The sequence below is a fragment of the Streptococcus pneumoniae genome (assembly GCF_001457635.1).
Lineage (GTDB): Bacteria > Bacillota > Bacilli > Lactobacillales > Streptococcaceae > Streptococcus > Streptococcus pneumoniae.
The window spans coordinates 411,184-427,694 of the sequence record NZ_LN831051.1 but is presented as its reverse complement, the minus strand read 5'-3'; the positions used below and the strand labels follow the sequence as shown (position 1 = coordinate 427,694).

Genomic DNA, 16,511 nt, shown 5'->3' with positions numbered 1-16,511 from the left:
CCTTTTCAAAATGTGCTATACTGATGAAAAAGGAGGTTTTCTATGAGTCAAGAATTTATCAATCCAAGTGATGGCGTGATTCGTCAGTATCTCGCAACGAGTAAAACCCTTGCTGTGGTGGGTTTGTCTGACCGTGAAGAAACAACCAGCAATCGAGTGACAAAGGAAATGCAGGCTCGGGGCTATAAAATCATCCCAGTCAATCCCAAGGCGGCAGGTGGCGAAATCTTGGGTGAAAAGGCTTATGCTAGCCTCGCTGAAATTCCTTTTCCTGTAGATATTGTCAATGTTTATCGTCGCAGTGAATTTCTGCCCGATGTGGCGCGTGATTTTCTCAAAGCTGATGCCAAGATTTTTTGGGCACAGCTAGGACTTGAAAGTTTAAAAGCGAAAGAGATTTTGCGTGATGGTGGATGTGATGATATCGTGATGAATCGCTGTATCAAGAGAGAACATACTCGCTTGATTGAGGAAGCATAAGAAAAAGGTAGCTGATGGGCTACCTTTTGTGTTATACTCAATGAAAATCAAAGAGCAAACTAGGAAACTAGCCGCGGGCTGCTCAAAACACTGTTTTGAGGTTGTAGATAGAACTGACGAAGTCAGCTCAAAACACTGTTTTGAGGTTGTAGATAGAACTGACGAAGTCAGCTCAAAACACCGTTTTGAGGTTGTAGATAGAACTGACGAAGTCAGCTCAAAACACCGTTTTGAGGTTGTAGATAGAACTGACGAAGTCAGCTCAAAACACCGTTTTGAGGTTGCAGATAGAACTGACGAAGTCAGTAACATATATACGGCAAGGCGACGTTGACGTGGTTTGAAGAGATTTTCGAAGAGTATTAGAAAATGCCGATAAGGGTCTGCATACCAAGGCTGGTGAGGATGATGGCAATCCAGCAGACGGCTCCGAGAACAATGGATTTTCCACTGGATTTGACCATAGCGACCAGATTAGTTTTGAGACCGATGGCACTCATGGCCATGATAATGAGGAATTTAGAGAGTTGTTTGAGAGGGGTAAAGAAACTACTAGACACACCGAGAGAGGTCAGAAGGGTGGTTAGGAGCGATGCAAGGATGAAGTAAAGGATAAAAAGTGGGAAGACTTTTTTCAGTTGTAAGCCTTGCTTATTTTTTTGCTCGCGACTTTGCCAGTAGGAGAGAAAGATAGTGATGGGGATGATAGCTAGGGTGCGCGTGAGTTTGACAATGGTTGCGGATTCGAGGGCATTGGTCTGGTAGAGACTGTCCCAAGCGCTAGCTGTGGCGGTTACAGAGGAAGTATCATTGACCGCAGTTCCTGCAAAGAGGGCGAAGCCGTCATTGGATAGATGAAGCCAGGTGCCGAGGGTTGGAAAGATGAGCGCAGCCAAGACATTGAAGAAAAAGATAACGGAGATGGCTTGGGCTACTTCCTTTTCCTTAGCATGGATAACAGGCGCTGTCGCTGCAATGGCAGAACCCCCACAGATAGAAGAACCTACTCCAATCAAGGTAGCCAGTTTTGTATCCAGGGCAAAGAAGCGCTGGAAGAGGTAGGCAACAATCAAGGCTATTGAAATGGTGGAAAGGATGACAGGGAGTGAAGATTGCCCAACTGCGAAGACTTGAGAGATATTGAGACCAAAACCAAGCAAGATAACGGCATACTGGAGCAATTTCTTGGAACTAAAGGTCAATCCAGCATCCAGTTGTTTATAAGACGAGAGAAAGGGATGTAGGAGCATGCCCATAAAAATCGCAAAAACGGGTGCGCCAATCACAGGGAAGAATCCTCCTAAGTACCAAGATACGATAGAAATGAGAAGGCAGACCAAGATGCCTGCTCCATTTTTTGATAGAAATGACATAAAAACCTCCAAATAGAATCTGTTACCATTATAGACCTGTAAAGAGGAAAAGTAAAATAGAAAGTGGAAAGCTATTCTCTAATGTATTTTTGCGGTCGGGAGGCTTTTGTAGTATAATAGAGATACGTTTTGAAAGTAGGAGGTATCTATGGACTTAACTAAGCGCTTTAATAAACAGTTAGATAAAATTCAAGTTTCGTTGATTCGTCAGTTTGACCAGGCTATTTCGGAGATTCCTGGGGTCTTGCGTTTGACCTTGGGGGAACCTGATTTTACAACGCCAGACCATGTCAAGGAGGCGGCCAAGCGAGCGATTGATCAGAACCAATCCTACTATACAGGGATGAGTGGTCTGCTGACTCTACGTCAGGCAGCTAGTGACTTTGTTAAGGAAAAGTACCAACTGGACTATGCTCCTGAAAATGAAATCTTGGTTACAATTGGGGCGACAGAGGCTTTATCTGCGACTTTGACGGCTATTTTGGAAGAGGGAGACAAGGTACTTTTGCCAGCTCCTGCTTATCCAGGCTATGAACCGATTGTTAACTTAGTTGGGGCAGAAATTGTTGAGATTGATACGACTGAAAATGGTTTTGTCTTGACTCCTGAGATGTTGGAGAAGGCCATTTTGGAGCAGGGTGATAAGCTCAAGGTGGTTATTCTCAACTATCCAGCCAATCCGACAGGAATTACCTACAGTCGAGAGCAGTTAGAGACCTTGGCAGCTGTTTTACGCAAGTATGAAATTTTTGTTGTCTGTGATGAGGTTTACTCAGAATTGACCTACACAGGCGAAGCCCATGTGTCTCTAGGAACGATGTTGAGAGACCAGGCTATTATTATCAATGGTTTGTCTAAATCGCATGCCATGACAGGTTGGCGTTTGGGGCTGATTTTCGCTCCTGCGACCTTCACAGCCCAGTTAATCAAGAGTCACCAGTACTTGGTCACTGCCGCAAATACCATGGCGCAACATGCTGCGGTAGAAGCCTTGACGGCTGGTAAAAACGATGCGGAGCCCATGAAGAAGGAATATATCCAACGTCGGGACTATATCATCGAAAAAATGACTGCTCTTGGTTTTGAGATTATCAAACCAGACGGTGCCTTCTATATTTTTGCTAAAATTCCAGCGGGCTACAATCAAGACTCCTTTGCTTTTCTGAAGGATTTTGCTCAGAAGAAGGCCGTTGCCTTTATCCCTGGTGCAGCCTTTGGACGTTACGGGGAAGGCTACGTCCGCCTATCTTATGCAGCCAGCATGGAGACTATCAAAGAAGCCATGAAACGACTTGAGGAGTACATGAGAGAAGCATGATTCAGTCTATCACGAGTCAAGGCTTGGTGCTTTACAATCGCAATTTTCGTGAGGATGACAAGCTCGTCAAAATTTTTACAGAGCAGGTTGGCAAACGCATGTTTTTTGTCAAACACGCTGGTCAGTCTAAGCTGGCGCCTGTTATTCAGCCCTTGGTGCTGGCACGATTTCTCTTGCGAATCAATGATGACGGACTCAGTTACATCGAAGACTATCATGAGGTCATGACTTTTCCCAAGATTAATAGTGACCTCTTTGTCATGGCCTATGCGACCTATGTGGCAGCTCTTGCAGATGCTAGTTTGCAGGACAATCAGCAGGATGCTCCCTTGTTTGCTTTTTTGCAAAAGACTTTGGAGTTGATGGAAGCAGGCTTGGATTATCAGGTTTTGACCAATATTTTTGAAATTCAAATTTTGACTCGATTTGGAATCAGCCTCAATTTTAATGAGTGTGTCTTCTGCCATCGGGTTGGTCAGGCTTTTGACTTTTCTTTCAAATATGGAGCCTGCCTCTGTCCAGAGCATTATCATGAGGATAAGAGACGTTGTCATCTCAATCCCAATATCCCCTATCTGCTCAATCAATTTCAAGCTATTGATTTTGAGACTTTGGAGACCATTTCGCTCAAGCCTGGAATCAAGCAAGAGCTACGCCAATTTATGGATCAATTATATGAAGAGTACGTTGGGATTCACCTAAAATCAAAGAAATTTATTGATTCCCTAGCAGACTGGGGACAATTACTAAAAGAGGAAAAGAAATGAAAAAAATCGCAGTAGATGCCATGGGGGGCGATTACGCACCTCAGGCCATTGTTGAGGGTGTCAATCAAGCCCTATCTGACTTTTCAGATATCGAGGTTCAACTTTACGGAGATGAAGCTAAAATCAAGCAATATCTGACAGCGACAGAGCGCGTCAGCATTATCCATACGGATGAGAAGATTGATTCGGATGATGAACCTACGAGAGCTATTAGGAATAAGAAAAATGCCAGTATGGTATTGGCAGCCAAGGCTGTCAAAGATGGTGAAGCAGACGCTGTCCTTTCGGCTGGGAATACAGGTGCCTTGTTGGCTGCTGGATTCTTCATCGTGGGTCGTATCAAGAATATCGACCGTCCTGGGCTTATGTCGACTTTGCCGACTGTAGATGGGAAGGGATTTGACATGCTAGACCTCGGTGCCAATGCGGAAAATACAGCCCAGCACCTCCATCAATACGCGGTTCTAGGATCCTTCTATGCTAAAAATGTTCGTGGCATTGCGCAACCACGTGTTGGCTTGCTCAATAACGGAACAGAGAGTAGCAAGGGCGATCCGCTTCGTAAGGAAACTTATGAATTACTAGTGGCTGATGAAAGTTTGAACTTTATCGGAAATGTGGAAGCGCGTGATTTGATGAATGGCGTTGCAGATGTTGTTGTGGCAGATGGTTTCACGGGAAACGCTGTGCTCAAATCCATCGAAGGGACAGCTATGGGAATCATGGGCTTGCTCAAGACAGCTATTACAGGTGGTGGTCTTCGAGCGAAACTAGGTGCCCTCCTTCTCAAGGACAGCCTCAGAGGTTTGAAAAAACAACTCAATTATTCAGATATTGGTGGAGCGGTCTTGTTTGGTGTTAAGGCACCTGTTGTCAAGACTCATGGCTCAAGCGATGCCAAGGCTGTTTATAGTACGATTCGTCAGATCCGTACCATGCTAGAAACAGACGTGGTTGCCCAGACTGCGCGTGAATTTTCAGGAGAATAAAAGAGATGACAGAAAAAGAAATTTTTGACCGTATTGTGACCATTATCCAAGAGCGACAGGGAGAGGACTTTGTCGTGACAGAATCCTTGAGTCTGAAAGACGATTTGGATGCGGATTCTGTTGACTTGATGGAGTTTATCTTGACTCTGGAAGATGAATTTAGTATCGAAATCAGCGATGAAGAAATTGACCAACTCCAAAACGTAGGAGATGTGGTTAAAATCATTCAAGGAAAATAGCAATCGGAGTTCCAAGTCAACGGAAGTAGATGGTTTTTAGAAATGAGAAATATCGGACAAGCTGGTAAAATCTTGGCTGACAGTGGTTATCAAGGGCTCATGAAGATATATCCTCAAGCACAAACTCCACGTAAATCCAGCAAACTCAAGCCGCTAACAGTTGAAGATAAAGCCTGTAATCATGCGCTATCTAAGGAGAGAAGCAAGGTTGAGAATATCTTTGCCAAAGTAAAAACGTTTAAAATGTTTTCAACAACCTATCGAAATCATCGTAAACGCTTCGGATTACGAATGAATTTGATTGCTGGTATTATCAATCATGAACTAGGATTCTAGTTTTGCAGGAAGTCTAATAGTAAAAAAGTGATTAGAAAACATCTTTTTTAAAAATAGAGATGATTTTGAAACAAAAAAGCTAATTCAAGACGTTTCTATGCCAATTCAAGATTTGGATGAAAAAAATTAATAGATACTGTTATACTAAACTTGTCAAGTTTGTAACAAGACAAATATTAAAAATAAAAAAGAGGTATTCGTTATGAATACAAAAAAGATGTCACAATTTGAAATTATGGATACTGAGATGCTTGCTTGCGTTGAAGGTGGCGGATGCAATTGGGGAGATTTTGCCAAAGCAGGTGTTGGAGGAGGAGCAGTACGAGGTCTTCAGCTAGGAATTAAAACAAGAACATGGCAAGGTGCAGCAACTGGTGCTGCGGGAGGAGCTATACTTGGAGGTGTGGCCTATGCAGCGACATGTTGGTGGTAATTATGGATTTTAAAAGTTTTATTATTGGTTTAGTAGTTGGTATATTTGGTCCTTATATGGATGATTTAATTAGAAAAAAATTTTTAAAGTCTTCGGAGAAGAAAACAGAAAAATCTGTTAAAAAATAATCAAAACTATAAATGATGAATCTGAATCAAAATTATTTTGCGCATGTAAATAGGAGTCTTATAGTAACGAGTCAAAAAAGGAGTAACTATGAATCGTAATTTAGAACGGTGTTATCTATTCTGACTAGGAATAGATCATACCAGAGGTAGCTTAGAAATAGCAGAGACATTAGAAATTGAAGTAATAAATAGGATGTCGTAAGTGTTACTATCAATGATTTATTTGTTTCAAGCTTGTCTAGGGTGACAGTAAAAAATCAATTTCCTTTCAATAGCATATTTTTAGTGGGCAGTACTCTTGTTCTGCCTATTTTTTTATCCAAAAAGTGCAGTTGGGAGGGAGATAGGCTCATTTGGGAAGGAAGTCCAGTTTTTGTTTAGTGATTGGGGTAAGATAGTTGTTATCAGATGAGTTTATACTCTTCGAAAATCAAATTCAAACCACGTCAACGTCGCCTTGCCGTATATATGTGACTGACTTCGTCAGTTTTATATACAACCTCAAAACAGTGTTTTGAGCAGCCTGCGGCTAGTTTCCTAGTTTGCTCTTTGATTTTCATTGAGTTTAGGAAAAGGAGATGAATATGAAATTTGGGAAACGTCACTATCGTCCGCAAGTGGATCAGATGGACTGCGGTGTAGCTTCATTAGCCATGGTTTTTGGCTACTATGGTAGTTATTATTTTTTGGCTCACTTGCGAGAATTGGCTAAGACGACCATGGATGGGACGACGGCTTTGGGCTTGGTCAAGGTGGCAGAGGAGATGGGTTTTGAGACGCGAGCCATTAAGGCGGATATGACGCTTTTTGACTTGCCGGATTTGACTTTTCCTTTTGTTGCCCATGTGCTTAAGGAAGGGAAATTGCTCCACTACTATGTGGTGACTGGGCAGGATAAGGATAGCATTCATATTGCCGACCCAGATCCTGGGGTGAAATTGACCAAACTGCCACGTGAGCGTTTTGAGGAAGAATGGACAGGAGTGACTCTTTTTATGGCACCTAGTCCAGACTATAAGCCTCATAAGGAACAAAAAAATGGTCTGCTCTCTTTCATCCCTATATTAGTGAAGCAGCGTGGCTTGATTGCCAATATCGTTTTGGCAACACTCTTGGTAACCGTGATTAACATTGTGGGTTCTTATTATCTGCAGTCTATCATTGATACCTATGTGCCAGATCAGATGCGTTCGACGTTGGGGATTATTTCTATTGGGCTGGTCATCGTCTACATCCTCCAGCAAATCTTGTCTTACGCTCAGGAGTATCTCTTGCTTGTTTTGGGGCAACGCTTGTCGATTGACGTGATTTTGTCCTATATCAAGCATGTTTTTCACCTCCCTATGTCCTTCTTTGCGACACGCAGGACAGGGGAGATCGTGTCTCGTTTTACAGATGCTAACAGTATCATCGATGCGCTGGCTTCGACAATCCTTTCGATTTTCCTAGATGTGTCAACGGTTGTCATTATTTCCCTTGTTTTATTTTCACAAAATACCAATCTCTTTTTCATGACTTTATTGGCGCTTCCTATCTACACAGTGATTATCTTTGCCTTTATGAAGCCGTTTGAAAATATGAATCGGGACACCATGGAAGCCAATGCGGTTCTGTCTTCTTCTATCATTGAGGACATCAACGGTATTGAGACTATCAAGTCCTTGACCAGTGAAAGTCAGCGTTACCAAAAAATTGACAAGGAATTTGTGGATTATCTGAAGAAATCCTTTACCTATAGTCGAGCAGAGAGTCAGCAAAAGGCTCTGAAAAAGGTTGCCCATCTCTTGCTTAATGTCGGCATTCTCTGGATGGGGGCTGTTCTGGTCATGGATGGCAAGATGAGTTTGGGGCAGTTGATTACCTATAATACCTTGCTGGTTTACTTTACCAATCCTTTGGAAAATATCATCAATCTGCAAACCAAGCTTCAGACAGCGCAGGTTGCCAATAACCGTCTAAATGAAGTGTATCTAGTAGCTTCTGAGTTTGAGGAGAAGAAAACGGTTGAGGATTTGAGCTTGATGAAGGGAGAGATGACTTTCAAGCAGGTTCATTACAAGTATGGCTATGGTCGAGACGTCTTGTCGGATATCAATTTAACCGTTCCCCAAGGGTCTAAGGTGGCTTTTGTGGGGATTTCAGGGTCAGGTAAGACGACTTTGGCCAAGATGATGGTTAATTTTTACGACCCAAGTCAAGGGGAGATTAGTCTGGGTGGTGTCAATCTCAATCAGATTGATAAAAAAGCCCTGCGCCAGTACATCAACTATCTGCCTCAACAGCCCTATGTCTTTAACGGAACGATTTTGGAGAATCTTCTTTTGGGAGCCAAGGAGGGGACGACACAGGAAGATATCTTACGGGCGGTCGAATTGGCAGAGCTTCGAGAGGATATCGAGCGCATGCCACTGAATTACCAGACAGAATTGACTTCGGATGGGGCAGGAATTTCAGGTGGTCAACGTCAGAGAATCGCTTTGGCGCGTGCTCTCTTGACAGATGCGCCGGTCTTGATTTTGGATGAGGCGACTAGCAGTTTGGATATTTTGACAGAGAAGCGGATTGTCGATAATCTCATGGCTTTGGACAAGACCTTGATTTTCATTGCTCACCGCTTGACTATTGCTGAGCGGACAGAGAAGGTGGTTGTCTTGGATCAGGGCAAGATTGTCGAAGAAGGAAAGCATGCTGATTTGCTTGCACAGGGAGGCTTTTACGCCCATTTGGTCAATAGCTAGAAAGAGGAGAGGATGAAACCAGAATTTTTAGAAAGTGCGGAGTTTTATAATCGTCGTTACCATAATTTTTCCAGTAGTGTGATTGTACCCATGGCCCTTCTGCTCGTGTTTTTACTTGGCTTTGCAACTGTTGCAGAGAAGGAGATGAGTTTGTCCACTAGAGCTACTGTCGAACCCAGTCGTATCCTTGCAAATATCCAGTCAACTAGCAACAATCGTATTCTTGTCAATCATTTGGAAGAAAATAAGCTGGTTAAGAAGGGGGATCTTTTGGTTCAATACCAAGAAGGGGCAGAGGGTGTCCAAGCGGAGTCCTATGCCAGTCAGTTGGACATGCTAAAGGATCAAAAAAAGCAATTGGAGTATCTGCAAAAGAGCCTGCAAGAAGGGGAGAACCACTTTCCAGAGGAGGATAAGTTTGGCCACCAAGCCACCTTTCGCGACTACATCAGTCAAGCAGGCAGTATTAGGGCTAGTACATCGCAACAAAATGAGACCATCGCGTCCCAGAATGCAGCAGCTAGCCAAACCCAATCCGAAATCGGCAACCTCATCAGTCAAACAGAGGCTAAAATTCGCGATTACCAGACAGCTAAGTCAGCTATTGAAACAGGTGCTTCCTTGGCCGGTCAGAATCTAGCCTACTCTCTTTACCAGTCCTACAAGTCTCAGGGCGAGGAAAATCCCCAAACTAAGGTTCAGGCAGTTGCACAGGTTGAAGCACAGATTTCTCAGTTAGAATCTAGTCTTGCTACTTACCGTGTCCAGTATGCAGGTTCAGGTACCCAGCAAGCCTATGCGTCAGGGTTAAGCAGTCAATTGGAATCCCTTAAATCCCAACACTTGGCAAAGGTTGGTCAGGAATTGACCCTTCTAGCCCAGAAAATCTTGGAGGCAGAGTCAGGTAAGAAGGTACAGGGAAATCTTTTAGACAAGGGGAAAATTACGGCGAGTGAGGATGGGGTGCTTCATCTTAATCCTGAGACCAGTGATTCTAGCATGGTTGCAGAAGGTGCCCTACTAGCCCAACTTTATCCATCTTTGGAAAGAGAAGGGAAAGCCAAACTCACAGCTTATCTAAGTTCAAAAGATGTAGCAAGAATCAAGGTCGGTGATTCTGTTCGCTATACTACGACTCATGATGCCGGGAATCAACTTTTCCTAGATTCTACTATTACAAGTATTGATGCGACAGCTACTAAGACTGAGAAAGGGAATTTCTTTAAAATTGAGGCGGAGACTAATCTAACTTCGGAGCAGGCTGAAAAACTTAGGTATGGGGTGGAAGGCCGTTTACAGATGATTACGGGCAAGAAAAGTTATCTACGTTATTATTTGGATCAATTTTTGAACAAAGAGTAATGTTCGTGTTTTTAGAGTTAAATAATTTTTAAACTGTGAGAAAGATTCTTCTTGCAGTTTTTTCTTTACAATTTTTGAAAAATATCTACTATTTATTCGGTTAAATTCTTGTGTTTTTTGGTTTTTTGTGGTAAAATGTGCTCAAGTAATACGAAAGGCGAACTTTAAAATGTCAAAACAATTGATCTATTCGGGAAAAGCTAAAGATATCTATACAACTGAGGATGAAAATCTTATTATTTCAACTTACAAGGACCAGGCGACTGCTTTCAATGGTGTCAAGAAGGAGCAGATTGCAGGTAAGGGAGTCTTGAATAATCAGATCTCATCTTTTATTTTTGAGAAATTAAATGCGGCTGGTGTGGCGACTCACTTTGTGGAGAAACTTTCAGACACGGAACAACTCAATAAAAAGGTTAAGATTATTCCTTTGGAAGTCGTGCTCCGCAACTATACTGCTGGTTCCTTTTCAAAACGTTTTGGTGTGGATGAAGGAATCGCCTTGGAGACTCCGATTGTCGAATTTTACTACAAAAATGATGATTTGGATGATCCATTTATCAATGATGAGCATGTGAAATTCCTACAGATTGCGGATGACCAGCAGATTGCCTACTTGAAGGAAGAAACGCGTCGTATCAATGAACTATTGAAAGTCTGGTTTGCTGAGATTGGGCTTAAATTGATTGACTTTAAGCTAGAGTTCGGTTTTGACAAGGATGGCAAGATTATCTTGGCAGACGAATTTTCACCAGATAACTGCCGCTTGTGGGATGCTGATGGCAACCACATGGATAAGGATGTTTTCCGTAGAGGATTGGGAGAACTAACCGACGTTTATGAGATTGTTTGGGAAAAGTTGCAGGAATTGAAATAATCTGTTTGCAATGGAAAACCTTCGTCTCTCAACTAAAAGGACTCAGGCTGAAAAGGTCCCCCAGACCTTTTCACTCTGTAGAGAACTAGGTGAACTAACCGATGTTTACGAAATTGTCTAGGAAAAGTTGCAGGGTTTAAAATAACAACCTCAAGGCTGTTTGGGAATATTGCAAGAGCTGAAATAAAGGAATAAGAATTGATGGATAAACGTATTTTTGTTGAAAAAAAGGCTGATTTTCAGGTCAAGTCAGAGAGTTTGGTTAGAGAGCTCCAGCACAACTTGGGACTGTCAAGCTTGAAAAGTATTCGTATTGTGCAAGTATATGATGTATTTGACTTGGCTGAGGACTTGTTTGCACCTGCAGAGAAGCACATTTTCTCTGAGCAGGTAACCGACCATGTTTTAGATGAAGTATCTGTGCAGGCGGATCTTGCTAACTATGCTTTCTTTGCCATTGAAAGTCTACCAGGGCAGTTTGACCAGCGTGCAGCTTCGTCACAGGAAGCCTTGCTTTTGTTGGGAAGTTCGAGTGACGTGACAGTCAACACAGCCCAACTTTACTTGGTGAATAAAGATATTGATGTGACTGAGTTGGAAGCTGTCAAAAACTACCTGCTCAATCCAGTTGATTCTCGTTTCAAGGATATCACGACAGGGATTGCCAAGCAGGAGTTTTCAGAGTCAGACAAGACCATTCCAAAATTGACTTTCTTTGAAAGCTATACAGCAGAAGACTTTGCTCGCTACAAGGCCGAACAAGGGATGGCCATGGAAGTGGATGATTTGCTCTTTATCCAAGACTACTTTAAGTCAATCGGGCGCGTGCCAACTGAGACTGAACTCAAGGTTTTGGACACTTACTGGTCTGACCACTGCCGTCATACGACTTTTGAGACAGAGTTGAAACACATCGACTTTTCAGCTTCTAAATTTCAAAAGCAATTGCAGTCAACCTATGACAAGTATATTGCCATGCGCGAGGAATTAGGTCGGTCTGAAAAACCACAAACCTTGATGGATATGGCGACTATTTTCGGTCGTTATGAGCGTGCTAATGGACGATTGGATGATATGGAAGTCTCTGACGAAATCAATGCCTGCTCAGTTGAAATTGAAGTGGACGTTGATGGTGTCAAGGAACCTTGGCTCCTCATGTTTAAAAATGAAACCCACAACCATCCAACAGAAATTGAGCCATTTGGTGGAGCGGCTACCTGTATCGGTGGAGCTATTCGTGATCCGTTGTCAGGCCGTTCCTATGTTTACCAAGCCATGCGTATTTCAGGTGCTGGTGATATTACAGCACCGATTTCGGAAACTCGTGCTGGGAAATTGCCACAACAAGTCATTTCTAAAACAGCAGCTCATGGTTATTCTTCATATGGTAACCAGATTGGGCTTGCCACAACCTACGTTCGTGAATACTTCCACCCAGGCTTTGTAGCTAAACGTATGGAACTTGGTGCCGTTGTTGGTGCGGCTCCCAAGGGCAATGTTGTCCGTGAAAAACCTGAAGCAGGTGATGTGATCATCCTTCTCGGAGGCAAAACAGGTCGTGATGGTGTCGGTGGTGCGACGGGCTCTTCTAAGGTTCAAACAGTTGAGTCTGTAGAGACTGCTGGTGCTGAGGTTCAAAAAGGAAATGCCATCGAAGAACGCAAGATTCAGCGCCTCTTCCGTAATGGCAATGTCACTCGTCTGATCAAGAAGTCCAATGACTTTGGGGCAGGCGGCGTCTGTGTGGCTATCGGTGAATTGGCAGACGGTCTTGAAATCGACCTCAACAAGGTGCCTCTTAAATACCAGGGCTTGAATGGTACAGAAATTGCCATCTCTGAATCACAAGAACGGATGGCGGTCGTGGTTCGTCCTGAAGATGTGGATGCCTTCGTTGCCGAATGTAACAAAGAAAATATTGATGCTGTTGTGGTGGCGACAGTAACTGAAAAACCAAATCTTGTCATGAACTGGAATGGTGAGACAATCGTTGACTTGGAGCGTCGTTTCCTTGACACCAATGGTGTGCGCGTGGTTGTCGATGCCAAAGTTGTGGACAAGGATGTCAAACTCCCAGAAGAGCGTCAAACATCTGCTGAAACACTGGAATCAGATACCCTTACGGTTCTATCTGACCTCAACCATGCAAGTCAAAAAGGATTACAGACTGTCTTTGACTGCTCTGTTGGACGCTCAACGGTTAATCACCCACTTGGTGGTCGTTACCAACTCACACCAACTGAGGCATCTGTGCAGAAATTGCCAGTTCAACACGGTGTGACTCATACTGCGTCGGTCATTGCTCAAGGTTTCAACTCATATGTAGCTGAATGGTCTCCATACCACGGTGCTGCTTATGCGGTTATCGAAGCAACTGCTCGTTTGGTGGCTGCTGGTGCCAACTGGTCTAAGGCTCGTTTCTCTTACCAAGAATATTTCGAGCGGATGGACAAGCAAGCAGAGCGTTTTGGTCAGCCAGTAGCCGCCCTTCTAGGCTCTATTGAAGCTCAGATTCAACTTGGCTTGCCATCTATCGGTGGTAAGGACTCCATGTCTGGTACCTTTGAAGAATTGACCGTTCCGCCAACCTTGGTTGCCTTTGGGGTGACGACGGCAGATAGCCGTAAGGTGCTCTCTCCAGAATTTAAAGCTGTTGGGGAAAATATCTACTACATCCCAGGTCAAGCCCTCTCTGCAGAGATTGATTTTGACTTGATTAAGAAAAATTTTGCTCAGTTTGAAGCAAGCCAAGCTGACCATAAAGTGACATCTGCATCAGCTGTCAAATACGGTGGTGTAGTTGAAAGTTTGGCTCTTGCTACCTTTGGAAACTATATTGGTGCAGAGGTGACCTTGCCTGAACTTAAAACAGCTTTGACAGCTCAATTAGGCGGCTTTGTCTTCACATCTCCTGAAGAAATTGCTGGAGTAGAGAAGATTGGACAAACGAAAGCAGACTTTACACTGACTGTCAACGGTGTGAAGCTAGATGGACACAAGCTTGACAGTGCATTTCAAGGGACATTGGAAGAAGTTTACCCAACAGAATTTACCCAAGCGAAAGAACTAGAAGAAGTACCAGCTGTGGCATCAGATGTTGTGATTAAAGCCAAAGAAAAGGTTGAAAAACCTGTGGTTTACATCCCAGTCTTTCCAGGAACCAACTCAGAATATGATTCAGCTAAGGCCTTCGAAAAAGAAGGTGCAGAGGTCAATTTGGTGCCATTCGTGACCTTGAATGAAGAAGCTATTGTCAAGTCAGTTGAAACTATGGTTGACAATATCGACAAGACTAATATTCTCTTCTTTGCCGGTGGATTCTCGGCTGCGGATGAACCAGATGGTTCAGCTAAGTTTATCGTCAATATCCTGCTTAATGAAAAAGTGCGTGTGGCTATTGATAGCTTTATCGCCCGTGGTGGCTTGATTATCGGTATTTGTAATGGATTCCAAGCCTTAGTCAAATCGGGTCTCCTACCATACGGAAACTTTGAAGATGCTAACAGTACTAGTCCAACCCTCTTCTACAATGATGCCAACCAACACGTGGCCAAGATGGTGGAAACTCGCATTGCCAATACCAACTCACCATGGTTGGCTGGTGTGCAAGTGGGCGATATCCACGCTATTCCTGTTTCGCACGGTGAAGGGAAGTTTGTCGTGACGGCTGAGGAATTTGCAGAGCTCCGTGACAATGGACAAATTTTCAGCCAATACGTTGACTTTAACGGTAAACCAAGTATGGATTCTAAGTACAATCCGAATGGTTCTGTCCATGCCATCGAAGGAATTACCAGCAAGAATGGTCAAATCATCGGTAAGATGGGCCACTCAGAACGTTATGAGGATGGTCTTTTCCAAAATATCCCAGGCAATAAAGACCAACACCTGTTCGCATCAGCGGTTAAACATTTCACTGGAAAATAAGACTTACAGATTTTCTAATAGATAGTATCAGTAATGTAAAAGTCATGTAAATCTAGCTCTTGATGATTACAAATGAAAATTAGGTATAAAAAATGACATACGAAGTAAAATCTCTTAATGAAGAATGTGGTGTTTTCGGTATTTGGGGACATCCAGATGCTGCTAAGTTGACCTACTTTGGACTCCACAGTCTTCAACACCGTGGTCAGGAGGGGGCAGGAATCCTCTCCAACGATCAAGGACAACTGAAGCGCCATCGTGACATGGGGCTTTTATCAGAAGTTTTCAGAAATCCATCTAATTTGGATAAATTGACAGGAGCTGGTGCGATTGGGCATGTGCGTTATGCGACTGCTGGCGAAGCTTCTGTTGATAACATCCAACCCTTCCTCTTCCGTTTTCACGATATGCAGTTTGGTTTGGCTCATAATGGAAATCTGACCAATGCAGCCTCTCTCAAGAAAGAACTGGAACAAAGAGGAGCAATTTTCAGCGCGACTTCGGACTCTGAAATCTTGGCTCACCTCATTCGTCGCAGTCATAATCCTAGCCTGATGGGCAAAATCAAGGAAGCGCTCAGCCTTGTCAAAGGTGGTTTTGCCTATATCTTGCTGTTTGAGGACAAGTTGATTGCGGCTCTTGACCCTAATGGCTTTCGTCCGCTTTCTATCGGGAAAATGGCCAACGGAGCGGTGGTTGTTTCCTCTGAAACCTGTGCTTTTGAGGTCATTGGTGCCGAGTGGATTTGTGATTTGAAGCCAGGTGAGATTGTGATCATTGATGACGAGGGCATTCAGTATGACAGCTATACAGATGATACCCAGTTGGCGATTTGTTCTATGGAGTATATCTACTTTGCCCGCCCTGATTCTAATATCCACGGTGTCAATGTCCATACGGCACGTAAGAGAATGGGAGCGCAATTGGCGCGAGAATTTAAGCATGAGGCAGATATTGTAGTTGGTGTGCCCAATTCTTCCCTAAGCGCGGCTATGGGATTTGCGGAAGAATCAGGCTTACCAAATGAAATGGGTCTGATCAAAAACCAATACACCCAGCGAACTTTTATCCAACCGACTCAAGAATTGCGGGAGCAAGGAGTGCGGATGAAACTGTCTGCTGTTTCGGGTGTTGTCAAAGGCAAACGTGTGGTCATGGTGGATGATTCCATTGTACGTGGAACAACCTCTCGTCGTATCGTTCAGCTCTTGAAAGAAGCGGGTGCGACTGAGGTTCACGTTGCCATTGGAAGTCCTGCACTAGCGTATCCATGTTTCTACGGGATTGATATCCAGACCCGTCAGGAGCTGATTGCAGCCAATCATACGGTCGAAGAAACTCGCCAAATCATTGGTGCGGACAGTCTGACTTATCTTTCAATTGATGGCTTGATTGAGTCGATTGGTATCGAAACAGATGCGCCGAACGGTGGTCTCTGTGTCGCTTACTTTGACGGTGACTACCCAACGCCTCTCTATGACTACGAAGAAGACTATCGTAGAAGTTTGGAAGAAAAGACCAGTTTTTACAAGTAGGCGACAGAT

General features: G+C 43.6%; 15 protein-coding genes and 1 pseudogene. 15 read left to right on the top strand and 1 reads right to left on the bottom strand.

The annotated features are described in order from the left end of the window. The first annotated feature begins 42 nt into the window (after positions 1–42). Positions 43–480, top strand: a complete 438-nt coding sequence (locus AT689_RS02210; protein ID WP_000076480.1) for a CoA-binding protein — start codon at positions 43–45, stop codon at positions 478–480. A 40-nt stretch (positions 481–520) separates the two neighbouring features. Then, on the top strand, positions 521–814 hold the full coding sequence (locus AT689_RS13300; RefSeq protein ID WP_025172549.1) for a hypothetical protein: 294 nt from the start codon (positions 521–523) through the stop codon (positions 812–814). 28 nt (positions 815–842) lie between these two features. On the opposite strand, the gene AT689_RS02200 is transcribed toward AT689_RS13300, so the two are convergent. Continuing rightward, positions 843–1,853, bottom strand: a complete 1,011-nt coding sequence (locus AT689_RS02200) for a YeiH family protein (RefSeq protein WP_000009173.1) — start codon at positions 1,851–1,853, stop codon at positions 843–845. 148 nt (positions 1,854–2,001) lie between these two features. On the opposite strand from AT689_RS02200, the gene AT689_RS02195 reads away from it, so the two are divergent. The 13 genes and pseudogenes from AT689_RS02195 to purF all read left to right on the top strand — a co-directional run bounded on the left by AT689_RS02195 (position 2,002) and on the right by purF (position 16,502). Then, positions 2,002–3,171 carry a pyridoxal phosphate-dependent aminotransferase gene (locus AT689_RS02195; RefSeq protein WP_000366351.1) on the top strand — a complete coding sequence of 390 codons (1,170 nt, stop codon included), beginning with the start codon at positions 2,002–2,004 and terminating at the stop codon, positions 3,169–3,171. Further along, on the top strand, positions 3,168–3,938 hold the full coding sequence (recO, locus tag AT689_RS02190; RefSeq protein WP_000616164.1) for a DNA repair protein RecO: 771 nt from the start codon (positions 3,168–3,170) through the stop codon (positions 3,936–3,938). The genes AT689_RS02195 and recO overlap by 4 nt, the downstream gene beginning before the upstream one ends. After that, positions 3,935–4,927, top strand: a complete 993-nt coding sequence (plsX, locus tag AT689_RS02185) for a phosphate acyltransferase PlsX (protein WP_000717461.1) — start codon at positions 3,935–3,937, stop codon at positions 4,925–4,927. Before recO ends, plsX begins: the two co-directional genes overlap by 4 nt. A 5-nt stretch (positions 4,928–4,932) precedes the next feature. Next, the gene (locus AT689_RS02180) at positions 4,933–5,166 is read left to right on the top strand and encodes an acyl carrier protein (protein ID WP_000136447.1); all 234 of its coding nucleotides are present in this window, start codon (positions 4,933–4,935) and stop codon (positions 5,164–5,166) included. 36 nt (positions 5,167–5,202) lie between these two features. Next, a pseudogene (locus tag AT689_RS02175) lies at positions 5,203–5,502 on the top strand (transposase family protein); the annotation flags it as partial. Between the two features lie 202 nt (positions 5,503–5,704). Beyond that, a complete protein-coding gene (gene blpU / locus AT689_RS02170; protein ID WP_001093075.1) occupies positions 5,705–5,935 on the top strand; it encodes a bacteriocin-like peptide BlpU in 231 nt (76 codons plus the stop codon). 2 nt (positions 5,936–5,937) lie between these two features. Beyond that, the gene (locus AT689_RS13295) at positions 5,938–6,063 is read left to right on the top strand and encodes a PncF family bacteriocin immunity protein (RefSeq protein WP_000346297.1); all 126 of its coding nucleotides are present in this window, start codon (positions 5,938–5,940) and stop codon (positions 6,061–6,063) included. Positions 6,064–6,647: 584 nt separating this feature from the next. Continuing rightward, complete coding sequence (gene comA, locus AT689_RS02160; protein WP_000668306.1) at positions 6,648–8,801, top strand: peptide cleavage/export ABC transporter ComA; 2,154 nt, start codon at positions 6,648–6,650, stop codon at positions 8,799–8,801. Between the two features lie 12 nt (positions 8,802–8,813). Continuing rightward, complete coding sequence (comB, locus tag AT689_RS02155; RefSeq protein ID WP_000801605.1) at positions 8,814–10,163, top strand: competence pheromone export protein ComB; 1,350 nt, start codon at positions 8,814–8,816, stop codon at positions 10,161–10,163. A 169-nt stretch (positions 10,164–10,332) separates the two neighbouring features. Beyond that, positions 10,333–11,040, top strand: a complete 708-nt coding sequence (purC, locus tag AT689_RS02150; protein WP_000043300.1) for a phosphoribosylaminoimidazolesuccinocarboxamide synthase — start codon at positions 10,333–10,335, stop codon at positions 11,038–11,040. Between the two features lie 10 nt (positions 11,041–11,050). Beyond that, positions 11,051–11,161, top strand: a complete 111-nt coding sequence (locus tag AT689_RS13640) for a phosphoribosylaminoimidazolesuccinocarboxamide synthase (RefSeq protein ID WP_078065395.1) — start codon at positions 11,051–11,053, stop codon at positions 11,159–11,161. An 80-nt stretch (positions 11,162–11,241) separates the two neighbouring features. Further along, complete coding sequence (locus AT689_RS02145) at positions 11,242–14,967, top strand: phosphoribosylformylglycinamidine synthase (protein ID WP_000361197.1); 3,726 nt, start codon at positions 11,242–11,244, stop codon at positions 14,965–14,967. A gap of 92 nt (positions 14,968–15,059) precedes the next feature. Further along, the gene (purF, locus tag AT689_RS02140) at positions 15,060–16,502 is read left to right on the top strand and encodes an amidophosphoribosyltransferase (RefSeq protein WP_000220665.1); all 1,443 of its coding nucleotides are present in this window, start codon (positions 15,060–15,062) and stop codon (positions 16,500–16,502) included. Positions 16,503–16,511 lie beyond the last annotated feature (9 nt).

Bases quoted from the DNA above. Each gene is read 5' to 3' on its own strand.
- purF (WP_000220665.1), top strand. From the start codon at position 15,060: ATGACATACGAAGTAAAATCTCTTAATGAAGAATGTGGTGTTTTCGGT.
- AT689_RS13300 (WP_025172549.1), top strand. From the start codon at position 521: ATGAAAATCAAAGAGCAAACTAGGAAACTAGCCGCGGGCTGCTCAAAA.
- comB (WP_000801605.1), top strand. From the start codon at position 8,814: ATGAAACCAGAATTTTTAGAAAGTGCGGAGTTTTATAATCGTCGTTAC.
- blpU (WP_001093075.1), top strand. From the start codon at position 5,705: ATGAATACAAAAAAGATGTCACAATTTGAAATTATGGATACTGAGATG.
- AT689_RS13295 (WP_000346297.1), top strand. From the start codon at position 5,938: ATGGATTTTAAAAGTTTTATTATTGGTTTAGTAGTTGGTATATTTGGT.
- recO (WP_000616164.1), top strand. From the start codon at position 3,168: ATGATTCAGTCTATCACGAGTCAAGGCTTGGTGCTTTACAATCGCAAT.
- AT689_RS02195 (WP_000366351.1), top strand. From the start codon at position 2,002: ATGGACTTAACTAAGCGCTTTAATAAACAGTTAGATAAAATTCAAGTT.
- AT689_RS02145 (WP_000361197.1), top strand. From the start codon at position 11,242: ATGGATAAACGTATTTTTGTTGAAAAAAAGGCTGATTTTCAGGTCAAG.
- comA (WP_000668306.1), top strand. From the start codon at position 6,648: ATGAAATTTGGGAAACGTCACTATCGTCCGCAAGTGGATCAGATGGAC.
- AT689_RS02200 (WP_000009173.1), bottom strand. From the start codon at position 1,853: ATGTCATTTCTATCAAAAAATGGAGCAGGCATCTTGGTCTGCCTTCTC.
- purC (WP_000043300.1), top strand. From the start codon at position 10,333: ATGTCAAAACAATTGATCTATTCGGGAAAAGCTAAAGATATCTATACA.
- AT689_RS02180 (WP_000136447.1), top strand. From the start codon at position 4,933: ATGACAGAAAAAGAAATTTTTGACCGTATTGTGACCATTATCCAAGAG.
- plsX (WP_000717461.1), top strand. From the start codon at position 3,935: ATGAAAAAAATCGCAGTAGATGCCATGGGGGGCGATTACGCACCTCAG.
- AT689_RS13640 (WP_078065395.1), top strand. From the start codon at position 11,051: ATGGAAAACCTTCGTCTCTCAACTAAAAGGACTCAGGCTGAAAAGGTC.
- AT689_RS02210 (WP_000076480.1), top strand. From the start codon at position 43: ATGAGTCAAGAATTTATCAATCCAAGTGATGGCGTGATTCGTCAGTAT.